General features: G+C 41.9%; 20 protein-coding genes. 2 read left to right on the top strand and 18 right to left on the bottom strand.

The window, feature by feature from the left end:
• Positions 1-111: 111 nt before the first annotated feature.
• From GKZ87_02445 to GKZ87_02375, 15 genes are all read right to left on the bottom strand, one after another.
• Positions 112-966: a DegV family EDD domain-containing protein gene (locus GKZ87_02445; protein ID QSI24440.1), complete on the bottom strand. Its 855-nt coding sequence runs from the start codon at positions 964-966 to the stop codon at positions 112-114.
• Positions 967-1,103: 137 nt separating this feature from the next.
• Positions 1,104-3,248, bottom strand: a complete 2,145-nt coding sequence (pulA, locus tag GKZ87_02440; protein ID QSI24439.1) for a type I pullulanase — start codon at positions 3,246-3,248, stop codon at positions 1,104-1,106.
• Between the two features lie 433 nt (positions 3,249-3,681).
• Complete coding sequence (locus tag GKZ87_02435) at positions 3,682-4,839, bottom strand: amidohydrolase (GenBank protein QSI24438.1); 1,158 nt, start codon at positions 4,837-4,839, stop codon at positions 3,682-3,684.
• 547 nt (positions 4,840-5,386) lie between these two features.
• Positions 5,387-7,798, bottom strand: a complete 2,412-nt coding sequence (gene glgP / locus GKZ87_02430) for a glycogen/starch/alpha-glucan family phosphorylase (protein QSI24437.1) — start codon at positions 7,796-7,798, stop codon at positions 5,387-5,389.
• A 304-nt stretch (positions 7,799-8,102) separates the two neighbouring features.
• Positions 8,103-8,924, bottom strand: coding sequence for a CHAP domain-containing protein (locus GKZ87_02425; GenBank protein ID QSI24436.1), 822 nt, complete (start codon positions 8,922-8,924; stop codon positions 8,103-8,105).
• 243 nt (positions 8,925-9,167) lie between these two features.
• On the bottom strand, positions 9,168-9,569 hold the full coding sequence (locus GKZ87_02420) for a hypothetical protein (GenBank protein ID QSI24435.1): 402 nt from the start codon (positions 9,567-9,569) through the stop codon (positions 9,168-9,170).
• 44 nt (positions 9,570-9,613) lie between these two features.
• On the bottom strand, positions 9,614-12,052 hold the full coding sequence (locus GKZ87_02415) for a hypothetical protein (GenBank protein ID QSI24434.1): 2,439 nt from the start codon (positions 12,050-12,052) through the stop codon (positions 9,614-9,616).
• Positions 12,053-12,064: 12 nt separating this feature from the next.
• Positions 12,065-14,521, bottom strand: coding sequence for a hypothetical protein (locus tag GKZ87_02410; protein ID QSI24433.1), 2,457 nt, complete (start codon positions 14,519-14,521; stop codon positions 12,065-12,067).
• Positions 14,522-14,525: 4 nt separating this feature from the next.
• Complete coding sequence (locus GKZ87_02405; GenBank protein QSI24432.1) at positions 14,526-14,906, bottom strand: hypothetical protein; 381 nt, start codon at positions 14,904-14,906, stop codon at positions 14,526-14,528.
• Between the two features lie 10 nt (positions 14,907-14,916).
• Positions 14,917-16,686 (bottom strand): hypothetical protein, encoded by a 1,770-nt coding sequence (locus tag GKZ87_02400; protein QSI24431.1) that lies wholly within the window; start codon positions 16,684-16,686, stop codon positions 14,917-14,919.
• A 44-nt stretch (positions 16,687-16,730) separates the two neighbouring features.
• A complete protein-coding gene (locus GKZ87_02395; GenBank protein ID QSI24430.1) occupies positions 16,731-17,051 on the bottom strand; it encodes a hypothetical protein in 321 nt (106 codons plus the stop codon).
• A 20-nt stretch (positions 17,052-17,071) separates the two neighbouring features.
• Positions 17,072-17,404, bottom strand: coding sequence for a hypothetical protein (locus GKZ87_02390; GenBank protein ID QSI24429.1), 333 nt, complete (start codon positions 17,402-17,404; stop codon positions 17,072-17,074).
• Positions 17,405-17,407: 3 nt separating this feature from the next.
• Positions 17,408-17,863, bottom strand: coding sequence for a hypothetical protein (locus GKZ87_02385; GenBank protein ID QSI24428.1), 456 nt, complete (start codon positions 17,861-17,863; stop codon positions 17,408-17,410).
• A 5-nt stretch (positions 17,864-17,868) separates the two neighbouring features.
• Positions 17,869-18,249: a hypothetical protein gene (locus tag GKZ87_02380; GenBank protein QSI24427.1), complete on the bottom strand. Its 381-nt coding sequence runs from the start codon at positions 18,247-18,249 to the stop codon at positions 17,869-17,871.
• Positions 18,250-18,370: 121 nt separating this feature from the next.
• The gene (locus GKZ87_02375) at positions 18,371-18,772 is read right to left on the bottom strand and encodes a hypothetical protein (GenBank protein QSI24426.1); all 402 of its coding nucleotides are present in this window, start codon (positions 18,770-18,772) and stop codon (positions 18,371-18,373) included.
• 147 nt (positions 18,773-18,919) lie between these two features.
• On the opposite strand from GKZ87_02375, the gene GKZ87_02370 reads away from it, so the two are divergent.
• Both GKZ87_02370 and GKZ87_02365 read left to right on the top strand, forming a co-directional pair.
• Positions 18,920-19,330, top strand: coding sequence for a helix-turn-helix domain-containing protein (locus GKZ87_02370; GenBank protein QSI24425.1), 411 nt, complete (start codon positions 18,920-18,922; stop codon positions 19,328-19,330).
• Positions 19,331-19,350: 20 nt separating this feature from the next.
• Positions 19,351-19,650: a hypothetical protein gene (locus GKZ87_02365; protein QSI24424.1), complete on the top strand. Its 300-nt coding sequence runs from the start codon at positions 19,351-19,353 to the stop codon at positions 19,648-19,650.
• A 267-nt stretch (positions 19,651-19,917) separates the two neighbouring features.
• Here the strand turns inward: GKZ87_02365 and GKZ87_02360 are convergent, their stop codons facing one another.
• Genes GKZ87_02360 through GKZ87_02350 form a run of 3 tightly spaced genes read right to left on the bottom strand, consistent with a single transcriptional unit; the run spans position 19,918 to position 23,886 of the window.
• A complete protein-coding gene (locus tag GKZ87_02360; protein QSI24423.1) occupies positions 19,918-20,877 on the bottom strand; it encodes a glycosyltransferase in 960 nt (319 codons plus the stop codon).
• A gap of 18 nt (positions 20,878-20,895) precedes the next feature.
• A complete protein-coding gene (locus tag GKZ87_02355; GenBank protein QSI24422.1) occupies positions 20,896-21,297 on the bottom strand; it encodes a GtrA family protein in 402 nt (133 codons plus the stop codon).
• Between the two features lie 51 nt (positions 21,298-21,348).
• Positions 21,349-23,886, bottom strand: coding sequence for a YfhO family protein (locus GKZ87_02350; protein QSI24421.1), 2,538 nt, complete (start codon positions 23,884-23,886; stop codon positions 21,349-21,351).
• Positions 23,887-23,952 lie beyond the last annotated feature (66 nt).

The raw sequence follows: 23,952 nt of genomic DNA, 5'->3' as shown, positions 1-23,952 counted from the left end.
TTCAGCCTCCTGTTACTCTTATTATACCTTATTTTACCGTCGAAAAAAACAGTTCTACCTATGTTGTGTTACATTCATCCATGATAGACAAAAGGTGCACGGCGGCACCTTTTACATTTCTACCTTGCGGATATACTGTATTCCCAGACACCCTACACCCGTATGTGCGCTGATAACGGCTCCGATCAGACCATAGTACAGATCAAGACCCGGGAAGGCCTCTTCCATCATGGCTTTCAGCTTTTCACCCTCCTGGGGTGCTCCGCTATGAAGGACGGTAAGTGTATATTCCGTAGTTAATCCATGCTCCTGGAAGGTGGAAATCGCCTTGGACTGTGCTTTGCTCATTGTCCGCACTTTATCAAATACGTCCACTTTCCCTTCACTTTCACGATCCAGTCGAAGAATCGGTTTGATTTTCAACAAGCCACCCAGAGCTGCCGCTAATGGTGTCAGACGGCCTCCGCGTTTCAGATGCTGTAAATCATCCGGTATAATCAAGGTTCCGCTGTCTGCCGCACTGGCGTTTAACCGCTCACAGACCGTATCCAAATCAAGCCCCTGATGTACCAGCTTTATGGCACTTTCTGCCAGATACCGCTGGATATTGCAGGTTGTATAGGATTCAATAATATGCAGCTTCACATCATGCTCCTTTGCTACTGCCTGCATGATGCTTGAGGTTGAGGATAATCCTCCGCTAAGTGGTACTGCGATTACGGCCTCATAGCCTTCCTCTTTTAGCTGTGTAAACAATTCCTCCACCAGCCCCATGGGAGGCATGGAGGTTGTCGGCATTTCACCGTTTCTTAAATATTCATAAATTTCCTCTACTGTTATATTCTCTCCATCCAGAAACATCTTATCCTGTATGATAATCTGTAAAGGAAGATAAAAAATTCCTAATTCGTCGGCCTGCTGTTTCGTCAGACCACTGCCGCTGTCGGTTACTACTGCGATTTTCATAGACTCGCCCCTTTTCCGTATTCGTGTTCCCTCGCGAATGAGGGGTTTCCTTATATTTTCACACCGCTGTGTAAAAATATCCTGTTTCATTATACCAAGTTTATTTTGATTGTCAAACGAGAATATCAGAGTTTGTCTTAGAATACTGTTCCCTCAGGCTTCAGAAAATCATTACGGCTGAAGATAATCGTACTGTAGGGTTCTATATTGACCTTTTTTATCAGAATATCCTCTGATGCCCCATTATAATAAATCAGGGGATATGCTTCCTCAAATTCATATGAGAAATGCTCTCCTGTCGGATTGAAAATAATCACCATATCATCGTGCTCATCCCGGATTTTATACAGCAGTACCTTCTGTGCGATATCCGCAAAGGAAACATGCTGCTCCACATCCTCCTTCATACAATACCGCAAAACGGCATGCTCTTTCCGGATACGAATCAAGTCCTTAGTAATATTTACGATTTCCTGATACTGGTTTCTGCGCATATAATCCAGCTTATTGATTTCATCGCTTTCTTCATAGGTATTGGGAAGACCGTGTTTACTGCGTGCAAATTCCTGTCCAGAGTGAATAAACGGGATTCCCTGTGCAAGCAGTACCGCTGCCATCAGCATTTTGGCACGCTGAATCCGTACCTCCTTGCTGTCTTCCTTACAGCATTCCTTGAGCTTGTCCCAGGAGGTCATATTATCATGACACTCCACATAATTGACTGCATTTCTTGGATGCATAAACATCGGCTCCATACCGATATTCGTACAGCTTCCACTCAGACAGTTCTTCATGATATCAATCAGATAAACAGCGCCTGTACAGTATCCCTTGACATTGACCTCATTGGTATTCGTACGTCCCTTGACAACATCTCGAAAGCGGTCGGAAAAATGTCCGATATACGGCATCTGTGCGTTGTTGGATATGCTGGCACGTTTGTTGGAATCCAAAAAGCTCGGCATATCCCAGCCCTCGCCATATACCATGAAATCCGGATTCAAAGCTGTACACGCTTCATATACCGCATTGATCGTAGCAACATCCAGTATTCCCATCAGATCAAAGCGGAAGCCGTCAATATGGTAGGTACGCACCAGAAAGGTACAGGCATCAACAATATATTTGTGGCACATTTTCCTGCTGGAATCCACATCATTTCCGCAATAGGTTCCATTTGAAAAATCTCCATTCTCATTCATCTGAAAGTAATAGTTTGGCACAGTATTCTCAAATGCATGGTTTTCTTTGTCATATACATGATTAAAGACAACATCCAGATTTACACGCATTCCCTGCTTATGGCAGTCCTCCACCAGCTTTGTCATGCCGAACATCCGCCCGTATGGGTTAGCTGGCTCTGTACAGAAGCTGCCCTCCAATACCCGGTATTGCACCGGATCATAGCCCCAATTGTAATGCATCAGCGGATAATTTTCGTCAACTGAACCGAAATCTGTGACTGGCATGAGTTGCACATGTGTTACTCCCAAGGTTTTCAGATAGGAAAATCCTGTGCACATCTGTTTGGTTGTTTCATTTTCTTCCGCAAACCCGCGGAATTTTCCAGGCATGGTGATGCCGATGCCTTTCTGCATGGTAAAATCACGTACGCTCATTTCATAAATAATCGCATCGCAGGCACTGTTCATTTTAGGCAGCGGAACATCCCGTACCCTGATTTTATCCAGATCAACAACTGCGCTTCTGCGTGAATTTTCTATAGACGCCGTTCCATACGGATCCAGACTTTCCCGCCAGACTCCATTAACGCGTACCAGATATACATAGGTGGCATTTTCCAGGTTTTCCAGTATCGTATACCGGAATACGCCTTTTTCCGTACGCTTCATTTCATAGGTGTACAGACGGTTATTTTTACAGATTTCCAGCTTGACTCTGCTCGCTGTCGGTGCCCATAAGGCAAAAGCGGTCTGATCCCTGTCATATGTGTATCCCAGATCATTGCCGTCATAAAAAAACTGCTCATCAAAACGCTCCGTCTTGACAATCCCGCTGTATTCCAGCACAACACCACGGGCATGCTGGTGCATAACCTGGTATTCAACACCGATTTCAATTGGTTCATATAAGGCTAATGTATATTTATTGTAGTTATTCTGTGTAGTTTCTATAGACTGAATGTGAAGATCAAACAAATGTCCCTGATCATCCTTCAAATAGAATTTATTACTGACTCCCTCATAGCTATTCCTGGACATAAACACGATCACCTTATCGTAATCATCCAGATACGCCTCGTAGTATTTCTCCTGTCGCATACTTATCACCATTTATTATTATACCAGAGTTTTCCAGGTTTATCACCAGAAAGGGGAAAACAGGTAATGAATCATGCAAGTAATCATTACCGTGCATCAATATAGTATAGTAAGGATGACATGCAGAAAACCGCGTGATTTGTCTATGGAGCGTAAAGGCGGCCTCATCCTTATCGATATCATAAGGAACGAAAAGCACTACGTCAGCTCCATAGCTATGTAAATGGCAATATTATAAGGCATGGATAGAAAACAGTATGCAAAACTGGTTTCTTATGTGTAGCAATGGTCAGTCAGGTATATTTTTTTTCATAGCTTACGTTACATTTTTCAGATGCAGTATATACTTCTTTTTCACTGCTGCCTGCATATACTCATAGCATATCCTGATCCTGGCTATAAAATTACCGGCAGAGCTCTCTGCCGGTTTTTATCATTTCCTAAGTTTATCCATTTCCTGCCATGCCTTTTGTAAGGTTTCCGGCTCTGTAATCAGGCGTCTGCCGATATCAGCAAGTGCGAGAGCACCATCCAGTAATGCCTGTGTTCCCTGTGGTGAAATCGTCGCGGCAGCAAGCTCACGGGAATGTCCGTTTACACTGCTGTCTGCTATTTTGATATACCCCTGCAGCGTCGGGCAGCAATAGCTTACACTTCCAACATCACTGCTTCCCTGCGGCGTTTCATCAACCCCTTCCCAATCATAGCCAAGCTCATGAAATTCATCCTTCAGCATATCAGCGAGTGTATAGTTGATGACACAATCATCATAAGGGCATTCATAGGTGGTAATACGGCTGGTACACCCGCACATGGTACAGGCTCCCTCCACGCATTGCTTTGCTTTTTCACACAGCTCTTTTACATACTCCATTGTTTCTCCACGGAAATAGTACTCCAGACTTGCATATGCCGGTATGACATTGGCTGCTTCCCCGCCATGTGCAATAACACCATGAATGAATGTGTTGGGTTCTGCAAACTGACGCAGTAAATTGATAGACATGTAACTCATAACCGCTGCATCCAGTGCACTTTTTCCATTTTGCGGTGTGCAGGCGTGGGCATTCTGACCAAAAAATTCAAAGCGGAGCGGATATATTGCCAACGTTCTTCCACCCAGTGAGTTCTTCGTATCCGGGTGCAGCATCAATGCCGCATCCACATCATCAAATACATGTGCGGCTGCCATCGATACCTTTCCACCGAAATTTTCTTCTGCCGGTGTTCCTATGATCCGCACCTCTCCGCCAATTTCTGACAGAATGCTTTTCAAAGCACAGCCCGCTCCGATAGACATTCCTGCGATCAGATTATGTCCACAGCCATGTCCTACCTCCGGCAGTGCATCATATTCGCACATATACGCTATGACAGGGCCAGGTTTTCCACTGCTCCACACTGCCAGAAAGCCTGTCGGTACCACATACTCCTCCGTAACCTCAAAGCCTTCTCTGCGCAGGTGCTTACACAGGACTGCCATTGAACGAAACTCCTGGTTTCCTATTTCCGGATGTTCATATAAATCATTTACCAGATATTTGTATTCCTCCAGATGCTCCTGAAGATACTGCTGTAGCTGTTCCTTCATATTATCCCTCATTTCCTTTTCTCATTGTATAAGTGAAACAGAAATATTTCAACCCATGTTTGTATTTTCATGCATACCTGCGTATACTATCAGATTCTGTAGGATGATCATGTACTGATTATCACCGTTTTAGGAACTAGCTTTTCACTGAACACAAAATAAATCATGATTTACTCACTTTATGGTAAACTGCCGGATCTAGTCGATGCTTCATCGTTATATTTATAATGCGGGATGGTTTCGCTGCTTATGTATATGTGTGATATTCACTGTTATTCTGCATATGTGAATTTTTCCTATCTCATATTTGCATACTGTGCTTAACGGCTCACAAGACGTATGGCATAGTCACAGGGGGTACAGGATTTTCATAGAAGCCCTGATAAAAGATATAATATATCAGAAATCATGAAGCCGCACCTGTTTTCTTAAACAGGTCTTTTATTTTATTGCAATCAGAACCACTTGTTGACTAAATTAAGTGGAACTGGTGGTTTTCCTTTTCACCAATAGAAAAAGGACTGTTTTTATCAGTCCTTACAGTTTATTACATTTGAACAGGTTCAATATTCCAGATTTCCTCTGCATACTGCTTAATTGTACGATCACTTGAGAAATATCCTGACTGCGCAATATTGATCAGGCAGGTTTTTGCCCACGCTTCCTTATTGCGATAGCGTTCCTCGATATTTTTCTGTGCATGGGAATATGCTTCAAAATCAGCCAGCAGCAGATATTCATCATTCTTGAACATCAGTTCATTGTAAATCTGTTTAAAATCCTTTGGATCGTTGGAGAACGTAGAATCCACGAAGCTGTTTACCACCTTCTGAATGTTCGGGTTATCGTTGTATTTTCGCCATACGTCATACGTATTTTCATGCTTGACAAGCGCAACATCATCCGCACGGAGACCAAAAATCTCCGCATGGTCATATCCGACCTTCTCAACGATTTCCACATTGGCACCATCCATGGTTCCCAGGGTGATTGCCCCGTTCATCATGAATTTCATATTTCCGGTACCGCTTGCTTCTTTTCCTGCTGTGGAAATTTGTTCTGATACATCGGCTGCATTCATCAGGATTTCCGCAATGCTTACACCGTAATTTGGAATAAAGACAACCTTCATATATGGAGATACATCAGAATCATTGTTGATCTTATCTGCCACACAGTGAATCAGCTTGATAACCTCTTTAGCGAACGTATAGCTTGGCGCTGCCTTCGCCGCAAAGATAAAGGTTCTTGGATAAATGCGGAAGGATGGGTCCTGCTTCATGCGAAAATACAGGTCAATGATGTTCATGACATTTAAGAGCTGACGCTTGTATGCATGCAGACGCTTTGCCTGTACATCAAAGATGGAATTGACATCCACATCAATATGCAGTGTTTCCTTGATATAAGCCGCTAGGATTTTTTTACGCTCCATCTTTACATCCATAAATTCCTTTTGCAGATCTTTATCATCCACATACTTCATCAGATCCTGCAGACGTTCCGGATTTGTTTTGAAATCCGGGCCAATAGTCTTTTCCAGCAGCCTGCTCAGCTGAGGATTGGAATATAACAGCCATCTTCTGTGTGTAATACCGTTTGTCTTGTTATTGAACTTATTTGGATAGATGTCGTTGAAATTTTTCATAACATCCTCTTTTAAAATCTTTGTGTGCAGTGCAGCTACACCGTTCACGCTGTGAGAACCGATGATAGCAAGATTTGCCATATGCACCTGTCCGTCCTTCAAAACACAGCACTCGTTCATCAAATCGGATCTACCCATATCGTGGCTTACTTCATATTTAAAGTGCCGGTCGATTTCTTCAATAATCATGAACACACGTGGCAGCAGATCTTTTACATACTGTATCGGCCATTTTTCCAGAGCTTCGCTCAATACTGTATGGTTTGTATATGCCATTGTGTTTTTCGTGATATTCCATGCCTGATCCCAGTCATACTTGTAATCATCCATCAGAATACGCATAAGCTCCGGAATACACAATACCGGATGGGTATCATTCAACTGAATCGCAACCTTTTCTGCAAAGTTGTCCAGTGTGTGATAGGTGGACATATGGGATTCAATAATATTATTCAGCCCTGCAGCAACGAAGAAATACTGCTGCTTCAGACGCAAAATCTTACCATGCTCAGTGGAATCATCCGGATAAACATTGCGGCAGATTTCACGTACCTCATTTACATATTCATTCAGACTGCTTGCATCACAGGCATCATCCGCAACCTCTGCACTCCACAGTCGCAGTGTATTGGTCAAATTGGTGTTCTGTCCGACGATTGGCATATCATAAGGCACAGCTCGTACAATTAGGGAAGGTACATGATTCACGATTGCTTTCCCGTCTTCTCCCATCCACATGTCTACGTGTCCGCCAAAGTTGACGTTGACAGCATGTTTCGGTTTCCGCACTTCCCAGACATTGCCTAAGGACAGCCACTGGTCAGGTACCTCCACCTGTTCGTTGTTTACGATTTTCTGTTTGAACAGACCATATTCATAACGGATACAGTTTCCATGCCCCGCCAGATTCAGACTGGCAAGAGAATCCAGGAAGCATGCCGCAAGACGTCCTAGACCGCCGTTACCTAAGCCTGCATCGCTTTCCAAATCCTCCAACTCATTGATATCAAGACCAAGCTCTGCCAGACCATCTTTTGCGATATCGTAGATACCCAGATTCATCAGATTATTTGTAAGCAATCTCCCCATAAGAAATTCCATGGAAAAATAGTACATCTGCTTTTCCTGCTTTTCAGCGACCACATTCTTACTGGCATTCCAGTGAATGCTTGCATAATCACGAACCATTTCTCCCAGGATCATATATTTTTCAGTGATGTGGGCCTGTTCAAATGAACGGCCGTAGCGCTCAATAATTCTTCTTTGAAACTCCTCTTTGAACTCATTTTTATTCTTAAATTCGTTAGCCATAACTTTAACTACTCCTTCCAGCTCGCCTTTTATTTTACATTATTTTACACATAATTACAAATACAAATCCTGCACGCGACGTGCGCAAAGCCTCCCTTCTCCCGCTATTTTATGGTCTTTCTTCCCTTTTGTGACAATACGGGAGAAAGGATACCGCTTCCACGATTTATGAAAATTTTAAAAGAAAAGAATATCAGACCATTTCTCTGACATTCTCTCCATTTTTCCTGATTTTAAACGCCTGCTTTTGATGATTTTTTAAATTGTAAAAATGTATACAATCCAATATCAAGCTGCGTAAATGCTACTCAATATCCTGTAAAAGTACCCAGCTTTGAATTTCCTTCAGGAGTACACGGTCAGCTTTGATTTGTTGGATCGTGTAGGTCTGCTCCTTGACCCAGCTGGGAATATGCTGTCCGCTCGCATAGACAGTGGCAGACCTTTTGATACGAACCCTGTTTCCAATCTGCAGTCCTGTGCTTTGTGTCTTCTGAATTTGTAAATCCGTTAGTCTAACCCAAGATAAGATTTCTTTTAATAAGGCTTTGTTTTTACTGACCTGTGAAACGGTGAAGGATTTGCTCTTTACCCATGACGGAATACGCTCCCCGCTTGCATACGTTGTAGCGGTATCCTTTATTCTTACTTTTTTCCCTGGCTTGATTGCAGGTGCGGGTGAAGCTGATGCGGTTTGCTGATTTTTTAACAGCTCATCATGGATGAGATACCCCAGAAACTGCATTCCTTTGTATCCGTTTGGATTCCCCTTTACGTATTCAAACATTGCTCCTCCATAATTTGACTGACTCCACGTTATTGTGTCCGTATCAATCAGCTCTTCACAAACAGCTACATGACCATATCTGCCATAGCTCCATATCATGAGTGCTCCAGGCTGTGCATATCTGGATTGGTGAAAGCCCTGTGAGTAATGTGTCCACAACTCCTGTGCCCCATTGATGCGGGGGTCATCCAGATATTCCCTTCGATTCAGGATTTCACTGATTCTGGCTGTAGCATAGGTTACACAGTTGGGCATGGGTACTCCGGTTCTATGTATCGCCCATTCCATCCATTTACTATCTGATAATGTGGACAGGCTGGTTCTCTTTTTAAATGTCATTTTATTCTCCTTGATTTTTACGATTTTCTAGCTTCATAATATGCGATAAACCCAATGCTTAATAAACAGGTCTATAGTCTATCCATGCTGATAACACCTTGTTTTTATGTCTCTTATAAACAGAGTAAGACGGTTGTCAACAGCTTTCCTTACACCATGAGAAGCTTGGCATTATTCGTTGCTTCCTATATGTATTCTGCTTTATCTTTTATTTTGTAGAATATAAGGCTGAACAGACTGTCATTATTCTTTTTTATGCTTAGCACTAACGATGCCGCTATTTAAAATATGAATAAATGTTTGATAAGCATCTTTTATATAACGCCATGCGGCTACACCTATTGTAGCTGCGATCATTGCGACAGTAATGAATTCATGTGTTTGCTCATTGATATTTACAGCGGATTGTGTGAGCCATATGGTGGCAGCATCGACAGACGCAACCATGAGCAGGGTACCAAGCATTAAGACAATTGCTTTTTTTACTCCCTTTATTAAGCGTTTTGTTTCAAAAATTTCTTTGGATATGCTTATATTATAATAAAGACTCAATACAATGTTAGCTGCTATGGCAAGCAAAAGGACTGTATAACAAATAAAGATCATTTGGAAATCTGCTGCTATATTCGTACATAATTCTTTCATTCGCATTCTCCTTTCAAGAATCGGTTATGGGCAAAGAGAAGGATCTATTTTGCTGCATTCCCATTTGATGCAGCTTTTAACGCTGTCAGTTCACCTTCTAAGGCTTCAATTTTTGCATATGCTTTCTGCAGCATATGGGTATTCAAGGCGATGAATTCCTCCATACGCAGTAAATGCATTTCAGTGATTCCTTTATCCACAAGACTGTTTACATCCGTGTCATCCTCCGTTCGAGTGATATGCTTATCGATGATGACACCTGCAAAATCATGAGTGGAAAGGCCAGCAGCATATAATGCCTGCTCCACATCCTGTGCGATAAAGCCAAAATGGTCACGCCTGGCGGTTCCGTTTTCATATTTAAAAATCTGTGGCTGTAGCTTCTTAAAAAATATCTCATGCGCTTCATTGAATTTACGTACGTCTGTTTTCAGATTTTTATCTGAGGTTATCGCCGCACCATTTACTCTGCAGTATCCTCCGGAGTGGTTATAAAGCTTAACATACTTTCCGCGAATATTTGTGACAGTTTCACGCGAGAAATCTGCAGGACCATGATAATTAGCGAGATTATCACTCCCTATGGAAACTATATCATGTAAAGCACCATCAGCCCAATAACATGCAAGGGAGCGGGAACCGCTCGTTCCATCAATACGAAAGCCAGGAGACCAGACACTTTGATTGAAATATATTTTGGCACCACTTATTTCATTTATAAAACGAAAATCTGACCCAGAATGCTGTATATATCCGCGCCGTGACCCACCATAAGCACTATACCAGCCCATCCAGTCACCACCAGATGCATATTGTGCGCCAAGCCATGTCGCATAAGAATGATTATGGGTTGCAGGCGTCATCGTATCGGACGTTTTTGCTGTTTTCACCCAGCCACTCCAGGTACCATTATAAAGTGTTCTTGTCCACACACCATTTCCATAATAATGATAATAGGTCTGATAAACATATCCGGCATTATATACAAGAAGAAGACCGGCCTCTGCGATTGGATAGTGGCTGCCTGTAGCAGCATTTGCATTGCTTGGCTGATGATAGAAGCCAGTAGCTTTATAGCCATTTAAGTCAGCATTTCCTGGTATGGTTCCCCGATTGATACAGGTTTCCGCTATATTGGCAAGACGCTGCCCCTGCGCATAAACAGGCCATGCACTGTCTAATCGATTATCCGTTTCTGAAACCTTCCCAAAAGCCACACCCTTACCGCCGGATTTGAAATCCATTGTAACAGCACCTGTAGGCACGGTGGTCTGAGCAGATGCTGTTTTTCCAAGGCTGTCTTTTATTGTCACCGTGGCAATATATGACTGATCAATTGAAAGAGCACCGCCGATAACAATAGCATTCCCACTGCTGAATGCTGTATTTGTGTATGATCCTATGGTTATATTTTTTTCAACAATGCTGTTTTTCCCCCCGAGAGAAGTATAAGAATAAACAGCTGCTGCTTTTACATAAGTACCCTCTGTATTAGCAGATCCATCTGAATTGCATCGTTCCACAGTTAATGAGACCGTAGGTGCACTATAATCAAGAACCGTAATGGAAGCTGAAGCACTTGCCGCCCTTCCTCTGCTGTCTCTAACAGTACCTGTAAAGGTAATCGTTCCCGGTGTATTCAAAGTTCCGGTTGTTAAGGCGTTTTTATTTTCATTACTGCCACCGCCACTAATGGTATAGGTGGAAATACTGCTTCCATAAACACCAGTACCACCAATACTCACACTTGCTTTGGAATAGCCCTTGACATAGATTCCCCATGATGAGGGAACACCATTATCTACTCTGCTTATAGTCGGACCGCTGATGGAGGGAACAACGGATGCCGGCAGATTTAGTGTAAATGATTTTGAAACGGCAGAACCAACAGCAGTACTGCCGGAATAAGTCTGAATAGTGATACTGGCTGTTCCAGAGGTTGCATTAGGAATCTGTGATGCATCACTTAAAGCCGGCGTAAAGGTACAGGATGTGGCTTTTCCGGTAAAAGATTGTGTTGAAGATCCAAATTTATAGGTTACAGTATGCGTAAAGGTACTATCCAATCGAGTAATGTTTACTGTGACTGGTGAACCTAAGGTACTGCCACTGATTGAGCTAATGGAAGAAGCTCTGGCTATCTTTTTCAAAGTGAGAGAAGCAGAACCGCTGACTTTGTATCCTCCGGAATACGGTACTGTCCATGATGCACTGGCATTGACAGTCTTACTTCCGTCAGAATTATGTTTAATTCCTGTAAATTTTACAGAGCCTAAATTTTTTGAACCATTTGCGCCTATATTATAGGCACCGAATTTTAAAGTCTTGCTGGTGCCATTACAGGTTACAGTCATACTGCTTCCTGCATCTGCCGCCGCCCACCAGCCGTCTGTGAATTTTACAGTAACGGCGACTGTGACATCGGAAGTATTATTAGCGACACTGCTATTACTTTCTGTTAGTGTTAAAACTAATGATGACATAGTTTATACCTCCTATGATATATATTTGATTGACATGTTACCATTGCTTCGGGGAATGAAATGAAATTTTCCTATGGACAAGCTGTTTCTGATATTCGCGTCTGTAATAACAAGCTGTGAATTAGATATATACGCAATTTCTGAGCCGTTGTCCTGAAAAGATATTTTTTCATTTGTAATTTCCAGGGAAAACGCAGAGCTATTTTCACCCAGTTCAATACGACCTTCAATAAATCGAATAAATTTGTTTATTTCCTCCTTATTCGTATCTACAACACCCTTTAAGCTGCTTATCAGTTCACTGGTTGTTTTAAAATTTATATTGATTGCATCCTTCGTCTGTTCCATAACAGATTCCTTAATGCTTTGTTCAATATTCCCCTGATCATCTTTTGAGATATAGCCATCCATAACGGTCGAAATGATTTCACTTCTGGTTTGTTGAATTGCTGTATTATAGAAATTCGTAACAGTCTGTTCAACAGCATCAATATCTGCAGTAAAATCATTTACAACCTCCCATATCTCTGTCTCCGTATTGTATTTCTTCAGCATTCCCGGAGCGATTGTAGTATCTAACCACATACAATCCTTACGCTCAGGTGCAGTGTTGGATGCTATGATATCATTGTCACCCTTGACCTTTGCCCAGGTATAGGCAGTGACATCCGGACTGTCCGTCTGTGTAAAATCAGTATATTGCCCGATATAAATACCCGGTGTTTTCCCATCCAAAGATGTAAAGGTCTGCCCACCGTCATCCGAATACCGAATATGCAGATAGGAGGTTTTCCCGTCAGCTCCGTTAATTCCGTGGATTCCATCTTTTCCCTGAATTCTCGCCCAGGTATATGCAGCCGCCATGGTGCTGTCTTCCGGGGAATAATCCACATATGTACCTATATAACTATTCGGCGTTTCACTTATCTGGTCATCGCTCGGATTTTCAACGGGTGCATATTTTACATGAAAATAAGTTGTCTTTCCATCTTCTCCTGCCTTACCCGGTGCTCCCTTTTGCCCGTCATAAACATTCACGAGAGAAAGCAGTGTGCGGTATCCGTTCCATTCACACGTAAAGATTGCAGAATCTGTAAAATCTGCCGCTGTAATCTGTACGCTTTTCCCTGTACGGGACCAGGTTTTATCTCCTGTGGTATCTGCGGATATCCGAGTCCAGCTTACTGCCTCATCCGATACTACAGATGTGATATCCTCATCCCAAGATAAAATCTGAACAGAAAGCACGGTATCAATATCTCCATTGCGAAAGACCGTGCCATTGCCGGACTGCACCTTTACTTCATATCGCCTGCTAGCCTCGATTCTTTCCACCTTCGTAACCGTATCCTGTATCTGTGATGTGATTTCTCCTTTGACCTTATCAACCTTCAGCTCTGTTTGCAGAATTCGCTTTTCGATGGAATCCGCTGCGCTGTATTCAATTTGTGTTTTGGTAAGCGCCGGTGTTTCCACCGTGGAAATCAGAGCACCGTCAAAGCTCAATTCGTGTTGGAATACATAAGAATCCATATGCGTATCCTGCAATAGTGTTACCTGCAGACGGTCTCCTCTTTCCAGGGCAGGGTTTCCTTTCCCTTCCATATGCAGCGGCGTGTAGCTGAAGCCTTTAAGACGCTCGAAAATTGGCTGAATTGTTGTTTTACGATCCAGATCAAGAATCGGATTATCATTGATTTGAAATTCACACAAGCCATTTGCTTTCACACTTTCCTCATCCCGAAGATAAATATTGTCATTCTGGGGCTGTCTGCCCAATACAACCGAATTGACAGGCCCAAACACATCGTGACTTTCCAGTGTAAAATAGGTATCCGCATTCCATTGGGATACAGTATCAAAGAACCATCTGATACAAAGCGCGCCATCCGTTGTTATCAGCGCAAACCCTGCGACAGCCTGTGCAATTACCTTAACCGCATCCGCACAGGTCGCATTTTCTCCCCAGTACACCTCCTCGTTAATAATAAAGTCTGCATTCGGTAAACCGGTGATATCCATACATGGCACCTGTACCTGTTCACATACCGTATCCAGCATTTGCTTCACACTCAGCGGATATGTTACCTCCTGCAATGGTTTGTTAAAAAGGATTCTCGCATCCGCAAACCGTATTGTTTTCTGAATGTCGTGCTGCTCCTCCTGTACCTCGTAAATATAAAATGTTCCCTGTGTTACATATTCCATGCTGCCATCCGCAAGCTGAAAACCGGTATATAATTGGAATTGTTCATCCTGTAATGGCAATTCGCGTTCTAAAATTAACACCATTTCCCCATAACGGGAGATGAAGGTTCCCAGAAAATTCTGGGAATCCTCATCATAAACAGCATCCTGCAGCTGATAAGAGACAGGAACGATACGTTCATCACCAAGGACGATATACGATGCCGGATGTATTACATCAGCACCAGCGGCATGTGCAAATGCCTCGCTAACCTTAATCATATCCTCACCATCCTTTGCTGCCCTCATACGGGATCAGCTCAATACTCATCGCATCATAAAGAAGCGGACTGGTACTTTTTATTTTCGGTACATGCTCCCCGCAATAGAACTGCTGCTTCTTGTAAACACCGAGCTCTGGTACAAACCACTCCACCTCAAATGACGGCTTTGCAAGGGATTCCAGCAGCGGCTGCATCTCCTCCTGCGGCATGACTGCAAATTCCAGCTTTAAAGACGGGATTCGGTCAATCATATACCGCACCATCTTACCGGATGCGGTAATTCTACCGGATTTATCACTGACAAGATCATTTATTCCTGAAGTACATGCAGTTACATGTGGAAGAATCCGTCCATCCAGCTTTACAATATATTCAATATTCATATCCATCACCTCATTTCAGCATAGCCAGTTCTTTTTTGGAAGCGGCGAACAGACCGACCGCTTTTTTACCGTCAATATTCAGGTTCAGCGAACGAATTGCATACAGAATTTCCTTTAGCAATGCATCATTTTGTCCATTGCCATTTGTCTCCGTATTCAAACGCTGCGCAAGCTGTGTGATCCATCCGGTATTGCGTTCCAACGGCATTACCGCCTCCGCTCCGCCTTCACCAACCAGGGCAAGTGTCGGCTGTCGCAGTATACCACCTGTCGCAAGACGTGGAATATGCGGTACACTCAGTCCGACATGACCGCCGCCAAGAATATCCGGTATATCAAAGCCTATCGAATTGATACCATCAATTCCCTTATTGATTAAATCGATTGCGGCATTTAACGGTGTTTTCAATATGTTCATTAACCCACCGAATACATTTTTGAAAATATCACAAACGCCCTGCCATGCCTTTCTCCAGTTTCCTGTGAAAACACCGGTCACAAAATCAATGAGACCTGAGAAGATTCCACGGATGTTTCCGATAATGGATTTTACGCTGGTAAAAATACTGTTCAATTTGCTGGCAAACACATCAGCCAGATAGCTGACCAGTGGCTTTAAAACACTGTTCCACAAATTCATAAATATATCCATGATCATCTGTATATACGGCTTCCAGGAATTCCAGACCTCTATAGCGCTTTGAATCACCTTGGTGAATGTATCCAGCAGGAAGGTGGCAAGCGGTACCAGCACATTATTCCACAGAGATGTCAGAATATCGTACACTGTCTTGACAGCAATTGCGAATACATCACAGAGAACATCGGATAGCGGCTTTATCACCATATCGCAAAATTCAAGAAATGCATCCTTTAATGGCAGCAGTGCATTGTTCCATAAATTATCAAAGGCTGCCTTAATCAGTTCAATTCCGGGAGACAGGGAGTCAATGAAATCACCTGTCAGCTGATTGATGCTGTTTCGAAATTCCTCATTTGTCTGATACAGCAGAGCAAACACTGCCACGACGGCGGCAGCCGCAATCAGGAATGAACCAAACGGATTATTCAATATGATCGTAAACAACTGATTCATGTTTTCCATCAGTCCCGGTACCAGCTCCTGAATTTGGGTGAACGTATCATACCAGCCCTTTATATTTTCAAGAAAATCGGTGGCCCCCTGAAGACCTGCGGTTATGGTATCTACAAACGGCTGCAAAACCGGCCCAAGCTGCGGTGCCAGTTCCAGCACAAGGGAAGATAGAGAGGAAAACTGATCCTTGATAGAGGAAACAAGATCGGGTACCTGCAACAGCTCCTTGATACCGCCTGTGCCTCCTTCACCGCCAGCATCTTCCATGCCTGAATTCGTTGATTCGCCTGAAGCCAATCCCTTCCTGCTGTTTCCAATAGACTGTATAGCCTCTCTGGTTTTGTTTACGACACCCTCTGCTGTTTCCTTTAAAGAGGAAATGCTTTCTGATATCTGGGTGGTTACCTTTGACTGTACCGTCTGCAGTGTATCGCCGACCTTCCCAAACGAATTTTGTATACCGCCACTCATATCCTTTAAAGACCCGGATATGCTTTGCTGCACACTGGTTATGTTCTTTGAAATAGAGCTTTTCATATTTGTGAATACTGTATTCAGCATGTCTGCTGTCTTGATCTGTATGGAAGAGGTCAGCTTGGCCAGCCCTTCCTCCAATGTTTTCATCACGGAACTGATATCAATATCTACCTGTACCTCTGCAGCATTTTTTTCTTTTTTTCCCATTATTAACCTCCTTTCTAAAAACAGCACTCGTAGAAGGAGTGCTGTTAATGAAATGCAGCTTCCAGTACGGCCTGTAATTCTGAAAGCTTTTCTAATCGGTCTCCCTCGCAACCGTTCTTTGGATACTGTTCCATGCAATATGTCCGCCATTGTGTGCGTAACTGTTTCTGTTCAACACTGAACTGCTTCAAAATCTGCGGATCCTCTTCACTGCGTATGGCAATCATCTGCCCTAATGGTGTTTCTTTCCGCAGTCCTGCAAGCAGTGTGATGAATTCTTTCCAGTCCATCGTATCATCATACAGGTCCTTTCCCGGATATTGCATTGCGAAAGAGGCTTCAATCAGCTCCCAATCCTCAAACAGGTCATACCAGACTCTGTCATTTACTTTTTTATAGCCTGTTGTTCACTTTCCTCAAGCGACATATCTGCCATGGCAGCCATAATTGTCTTCATGATTTCCTGAAGAGCCGCAATGCTGATTTCCTGTGCGTTCAGATATTGCAATGCATCCTCCCCCAGACTCATACGGATGACATCGTCAATCATAGAAAGATCTGCCGCTTCCTCTGATTTTCTTTGATCCATCAATGCCATAATTGCAAGTGCGTTGGTCTTGCTGGTATTGATGCTGTACACATGCTGTTCATCCAGAACAAGAAACGGACGTTCATTTTTCGCTTTCAGGCGTTCTACCAGATCATATTTTCTGGCCATGGATTACTCCTGTACCGGTGCCGGTGTATACAGCGGTTTTCCATCTGCAATCATGTCAAATTCCAGAGGTGTCACATTTGTGCTGTCACCGCCAAAGGTTTTCACATCCAGTACGCAGTCAAAGCTCAAAGCAGCTCCGTCAGGGAATGCAATGGACGCCTTTGTTTTGCATTCAGCGGCATCCTTGTAAAGAGAGGCTGCCACATAGTCATTGCCTGCATCACCGATAGAGCGTTTTCCCTTAACGGATACCGTCATTTTCTTTGCCGTCATAAGGGAATGCGCCCATCCGCTGCTATCCATGGATGTCCAGTTCTCTGTTCCTCCCTCCATTGCGATGGAGAAGGATTCCAAATCCTTTACCGGAACCATATCAGCCTCTGCGGATGCCAGTCCCTTTGTACCGATTTTAAACTCCATCTGATATACCGGATATACTCCTGTTGTTACGTTTGCCATAGTTGTTATTCTCCTTTTCTGTATGTAATCATTACTTCAATACGGTATTCTATACCATTGTCAGGCAGCGGCTGCATATTGACAGGGGTGTCATATGGAAGCGCACACTGCACGATGTTCCAGATGCCAATTGTATCCGGCTGTGCAAGAAAGAAATCATATAGCTGCTGTGCAGTCTGCTCTGCCTCTGCTTCATCATTCCATCGAATGACAAGCTCAATCGTTTTGCTGGCGTAGCTTTGTTCATAGCTTTGAACAGCCTGCAGCACTCCCTGCTTGCCAAGAACTGCAATGCTTTTGGGCTTATCACTGTGGATACAGCCAATGCTCCAATCTGGACATTCCGTAATCGATTGCAGATGCTGTTTGATATCACTTAGCAGCAATCGCTATCCCTCCCTTCTATGAAGGCTCTGCCGCATGCTGCAGAACCTCTGTGGATGAAATCACCGGTGTTCCTTACCACGCCTATATCATACCGATATCGCCCTGTCCGCGAACGGACAATCACAAGCTCATGGCAATTTTTCTTATCACGCGCTTTGCCGTCTTATACACATTGGATTCCGTATTGTTAGTCGCTCTTGCACAGTAACAGCCATTTTTACAGCCATGCTCGATCGCGTAGATTCTCATGATATTCTGCTGATTCTCTCCCAGCTGTTTCAGCCATTGCTCGACCTGATTCATCTGCTGTATATGTATGTTCAATTCTTTGATCAGCTCTGTTTCACGATAGATCAGCTCTTTCTTCCAGGGCGTTACATCTGTATACTGATTTCCAGAAAGCTCCCTATTGATCTCTGTAAGCTCCTTTTGAATTTCTTCCAGCATCCATTGATGATAAGGATATTCTGTAAATTTGTTTAGTACATACCGTTCTTTTAATTCCGTTTCAGCTTTTCCCATAGTTTCCTCCTTGCTGTCCCATTTCTGGGATATATTTTCATATTACTCGCGTGGCGGCATTCTGTCAATCCATTTTTAGGACATAATCTTTCATGCTTTGTTGCAAAATCGGGACAATGCGTTATAATAAAAGAAAGAGGTGATACAATGTCCAGATGCTCTGATAAAATCCTGTCCAGGCTGAGCGAAAAAAATATGTCCTATGGAGAATTGTCCCGACGTACTGGGATACCGAAATCTGCGCTGCAACGGTATGCTGTGGGTGAAACAGAAAAAATTCCAGTTGACAGGCTGGAACAGATCGCTTATGCGCTTGATACAACACCAGCTGAATTGTTGGAATGGGAGAGTGATACAGGAAACAGCTTGTATGGTAATCACGTTCAGAATTTGCTGTACTTTGAAAAGAATCAGGAGCTGCTGGATTTGTATAAAGAGATTTATGATAACCAGACACTGGCTTTGCTGTTTGATAAAACAAGAGATCTTGATCCCAGTGACCTGGAAATGGTTTTAACGATTATCAACGGCATTCGTAAGGAGCGTGGATTGGATTAAGATATAAAGGAGGGATATACGTGGGGAGCTGCTTTAATTTTGAAGACTTCTGTACGGAGCATAATATTATTTTGCGAATTGAAAAAAACCTCGGATCAAAAATCAGAGGCTTCTGTTATTATGACGGATTTTATTATTATATTATCTTGAATAACCGCTGCTCCTGTGAGCAGCTGCAGAAGACGGTTATCCATGAAATGATCCATGTTTTTGAAAACCATTTTATATGCAATAATCATGATTCAGAAAAATGTGAAGCAGAAGTACATCAGATCATGCAATGTCTGAAGAAGTCAGAAAACTTTTTCCATACAAGCTAAAAAAAGATTAAATATTTAATTGTTTTCTTTGAATCATACTGCTTAAATATTTATAGGCTGTAAAATCCTGCTTTATTTTTTATTATGGTTTTGCTTTTCTGTGCTGCTAGTTATTCACCCTGTAAATGAATATTATTCTTTACATACATGGTGAGGAAACAAATAGCCTACAAATACATTCAATTCTACTAAAAGAATAGTTTTCATTTTTCATGATATATATGAGGACATACAACACTATCATTATACGCTCAAAAAAACAGCAGATCAGTTATTCTGCTGTTTCTTACGTTCTTTATAATCAATTTTATTACGCTGTACAAAAATAGGACGGCGTTTTGTTTCCATATAGGTTCTAGCCAGATACTCTCCCATAATTCCCAGGCAGAATAGCTGAATACCACCTATCAATAAAATCAGGCATATCGTTGTTGCATATCCCGGAATTGTAATTCCCATGATAAGCTTTTGAATCAATACTACAATAAGATATAGAAATGCAAGGAATGAAAAAACTATTCCAAATACCGTTGCAATCCGTAATGGCATAGTTGTAAATGATACAAAGCCCTCGATTGCATATTTAAACAGCTTCCAAAAAGACCAGCTGGATTGACCATTCACGCGATCCTGTACATCATAAGCCATATAGTATGTATGAAAACCAACCCATGAAAAGATTCCCTTGGAGAAGCGGTTATTCTCCGGCAAATCAAGAATGGCGTTTACCATGGGACGGCTAAGCAAACGAAAGTCACTTGCCCCGTCAACAAATTCCACCTGTGAAATTTTATTGATTAAATGGTAAAAGGTGGATTTAAAGGCTCTGAGAACCTTTCCTTCGCGACGCTTTTCCTGAAAAGCAGCCACGCTGTCCAGATTATCATCCTCATCCAAAATCTGCATCATACGAAGAACATAGGCAGGATCCTGCTGAAGGTCTGCATCTATAATGACTGTATAATCACCAACAGATTCCTTCATCCCTGCATACATAGCACTTTCTTTCCCAAAATTTCTTGAAAAGTTAATGACATTTATATTGGCAGTTGGATGATCCTCAGCGAGCTTTTTCAGATTCGCATAGGTCTGATCACGGCTTCCATCATTGATGAAGATATATTCATAAGCAAAGCTTTGCTCAGAAAATGTATCCTCAACCTTTTCATAAAATAGCTTTACATTATCTGCCTCGTTATAACAAGGCACTACCAGCGATAGCTTCATACTATATCCCTCGTTTCGTTATTCCTGTGCTTTTGGCTTAAAAATCATAAATTTGCAAAATACATAATTTCCTACAACTGTCACAATACTTACAATAATCTTCGCGATGTTCTCATTCATGGACATGAGCTGAATACATAGAAACAGCAGCAGGCTCTCTACCACCAATGTCACTGCACGAAGTGATACAAACTGCATGAACTCCGCTTTCTGATCATTGCCTTCACTTTTAAATACGTATTTTCTATTTGCTACATATGCAAATAATACTGCAAATACCCAGGCGATTACATTGGCAATCAGATAATGCAGTTGTACATGTGTACAGAAGAAATATACAATAAAATTTACCAGTGTTGTCAAGCCTCCGACTACTATATAATTGATAAGCTCAATCAAATTCTTTTTCTTCTCGTCCATATAATACCTCTCTTTTGATTATTCAAAGTTACTGCTATTTATAAGAATACGCTATTTTTTTCCTAATTTCCAGCTTTTCTTTCTGTTCCAGCCCCATATGATAACAAGCACCGCCAATGCTCCTCCACTGACAAATATTCCTAAAGCTTTCCCCGGCATTGTATACCGTATTTCAATCAAGTGGTTTCCCTGTTTGATATCGGCACCTAGAAAGGCAGTATTAACCTTTTTAGCAGCAGCTTTTTGGCCATCAATATATATTTGTAATCCCTTTTGATAAGGGATTGAGGTCACAAATACCCCATCATCTCTGGCATTCACATTCCCTGATAGCAAAGAACCATCCGTATTCTTAACTTTCATTTCAGTAACAGCAGCTTTTCGTGCTTTCATTAAGGATGCATCACTGATATAAAATTCAAAATTCTCCAGGGTATAGGAGCCTTTTGTAAATTCGAAGGTCAAATCATGCAATCCATTTGTATCTCCAATCACATATTCAAAATCAGCTTTGCTGCTTGCATACACTGCAGAGGTTGCTGTTTTTTTGTTATGGATACGATTGATTGCTACAGTGGTATCCCTACTATTCCCTTGCTCGATATCTGCTATATTGCAACGTATAATCAGCAGTTGATTAGCTAACAGTGGCTCCTTAAGGGAAAGCTTCATACGACCTTTTCCCTCACTCTTTATACGCATTCCCTTTTTTACTTTTTCTATTTTCACGTTATCTGAAATATCGGAAAGTGTAAATGACGGCTTAACTTTGTGAACCGATTGGTAAAAGGATACATCTGGTAAATCATCCTCAACTACGGTATTCATGTATAATGCTTCTATAGAATATGGATATGAATAAGAATCAAATTGACGACGACTTATCTTATCATAAGATACATATGCTAACGGCATGACATTTTCGTTTTCCTCTATGAATTTCGTCTTCTTCTTTAATACTGTATGGTATCCATAGCGATTAGGCTTCCCTTTTCCCTGATCATACAAAAAGCGCACACCCATAAATCCAGAAAAATAAGGATTTTCAACACTTGACATGATTACATGATTTCGATTCAGCATTGGCTGCTTCATAATCGTATAATAAAATTCGTTATAATCGATGTTGCTGTTTGAGGAATATTGTGTTGTTTTAAACTGCCGTATATCCTCTACACGGTTAACACTGTACGATGTTGAAGCATCATCCAGTCTGTAAAGTCCTGGGTAGGTGTCCAGCGTCTTACTGATCAGCTTTGTTTTGGTTGCACTGGTAACCTTTTTCATAGCCGTATTGGTTACAAAGTCTTCCTTTACATTTAATTGCATACAAACAAAAGCCGGTACAATGAGATACACAATGAAATATTTTTTCCACTGCGTTTTTCTTAATATCAGAAACAGCAGCAGCATTAGCAGGATATCCGCAGCAAACAATTCCTTCAATCTGTTTGATTTCAAGCCAAATGCCTGAAGGAGACAAATTATAAGAATCCACCATGGAAATTTTTTCTCACTATGCTGCCAATCCTCCAACATGATACCAATTAACATAACTGCCAATGGCAGAAACGGTATTAAAGATTTTGCTCTCACGTATTGCATTCCGCTTAGTACATACTGGCATAGAGGAATGCAGATAATAAGCAGCAAAAACAAGGATAATAAACGTCCTGCTTTATTTTTTTTCACAAAGCCATATACAACTGCCGCTATGCTGATAGCGGTTAAGCCAATATTATAATCATCATATAACATCGCTGAAAAACCGGTTTTCGGGATAAATAATGCAGCCAGGGAAGGATGCTCCAATGCAGGACGCGTTTGTAAAAGCATTGCGTAGGCTGTCGGTATCAGATAAAAGCAGGAGACGAGTACACCGGCTAGAAGCCATCCTATATATTTCAGGATATAAATGAAGAATGCCTTCCAGGTTCCCTGCGGATATCGCTTCATCCATGCATAAATGCTATAAATTCCTGTTACCACTAAGCCAGCCACACTAAAAAAGTAAGAGGTAATAATCATGAAAAAGACGCCAGTCACAAGCAGGAAAGTTTTTTTCCTTTCCAGATAATGATCAGTACCAATCAGACACAGAAGCAATCCAGGAAAATAACTGATAAACATGATATGTCTATGACTATGAAACAGCAAAGGCCCTGAAAGAGCAAATAAGCAGCTCACAAATAAAAGTATCCAAGGTGTCTTTACTTTTGTTTTCATCCATTGATAAAATAATTGAATGGATAGAAGCATATAACATATACTTGCTGTAACAATTATATCTCTCATCGCAATCCCTGGAAGGAAAAATGAAATCAGAACATCTGGTCTTAACAATCCGTAATATGTATATTGAGCAAAGTTCTGACCGCCTCCAAGATTTAATGAAAAATCAGGGAAAAGCTGGCCTGTCTCTTGAAATATCATTCGAAAGTAATCAGGAAATGTGATATGCTGTGATAGCCAGTCTGTTAAAGAGCCATAAATATCATTTTGACTCAGCATCAAAGCTACAAAGAGCAAAGGCAAGATCAGCAGAATTAGTCTATGTATCCATTCCGTTTTATTCCAGTTATGAAACATGTATTCACACTCCTTGTTCTTACTTATTTTACCATTCCTGTTTTTCGTTTACCATCCGCATTATCT

It is taken from the genome of Erysipelotrichaceae bacterium 66202529, assembly GCA_017161075.1.
Lineage (GTDB): Bacteria > Bacillota_I > Bacilli_A > Erysipelotrichales > Erysipelotrichaceae > Clostridium_AQ.
The sequence above is the reverse complement of the archived record's forward strand: the minus strand, read 5'-3'. Positions and strand labels throughout refer to the sequence as shown.

Coding starts and splice junctions, on each gene's coding strand:
- GKZ87_02425 (QSI24436.1), bottom strand. CDS start 8,924: ATGACATTTAAAAAGAGAACCAGCCTGTCCACATTATCAGATAGTAAA.
- GKZ87_02410 (QSI24433.1), bottom strand. CDS start 14,521: ATGATTAAGGTTAGCGAGGCATTTGCACATGCCGCTGGTGCTGATGTA.
- GKZ87_02405 (QSI24432.1), bottom strand. CDS start 14,906: ATGAATATTGAATATATTGTAAAGCTGGATGGACGGATTCTTCCACAT.
- GKZ87_02355 (QSI24422.1), bottom strand. CDS start 21,297: ATGGACGAGAAGAAAAAGAATTTGATTGAGCTTATCAATTATATAGTA.
- GKZ87_02350 (QSI24421.1), bottom strand. CDS start 23,886: ATGTTTCATAACTGGAATAAAACGGAATGGATACATAGACTAATTCTG.
- GKZ87_02435 (QSI24438.1), bottom strand. CDS start 4,839: ATGAAGGAACAGCTACAGCAGTATCTTCAGGAGCATCTGGAGGAATAC.
- GKZ87_02370 (QSI24425.1), top strand. CDS start 18,920: ATGTCCAGATGCTCTGATAAAATCCTGTCCAGGCTGAGCGAAAAAAAT.
- GKZ87_02415 (QSI24434.1), bottom strand. CDS start 12,052: ATGTCATCATTAGTTTTAACACTAACAGAAAGTAATAGCAGTGTCGCT.
- pulA (QSI24439.1), bottom strand. CDS start 3,248: ATGCGACAGGAGAAATACTACGAGGCGTATCTGGATGATTACGATAAG.
- glgP (QSI24437.1), bottom strand. CDS start 7,798: ATGGCTAACGAATTTAAGAATAAAAATGAGTTCAAAGAGGAGTTTCAA.
- GKZ87_02420 (QSI24435.1), bottom strand. CDS start 9,569: ATGAAAGAATTATGTACGAATATAGCAGCAGATTTCCAAATGATCTTT.
- GKZ87_02400 (QSI24431.1), bottom strand. CDS start 16,686: ATGGGAAAAAAAGAAAAAAATGCTGCAGAGGTACAGGTAGATATTGAT.
- GKZ87_02385 (QSI24428.1), bottom strand. CDS start 17,863: ATGGCAAACGTAACAACAGGAGTATATCCGGTATATCAGATGGAGTTT.
- GKZ87_02390 (QSI24429.1), bottom strand. CDS start 17,404: ATGGCCAGAAAATATGATCTGGTAGAACGCCTGAAAGCGAAAAATGAA.
- GKZ87_02360 (QSI24423.1), bottom strand. CDS start 20,877: ATGAAGCTATCGCTGGTAGTGCCTTGTTATAACGAGGCAGATAATGTA.
- GKZ87_02445 (QSI24440.1), bottom strand. CDS start 966: ATGAAAATCGCAGTAGTAACCGACAGCGGCAGTGGTCTGACGAAACAG.
- GKZ87_02375 (QSI24426.1), bottom strand. CDS start 18,772: ATGGGAAAAGCTGAAACGGAATTAAAAGAACGGTATGTACTAAACAAA.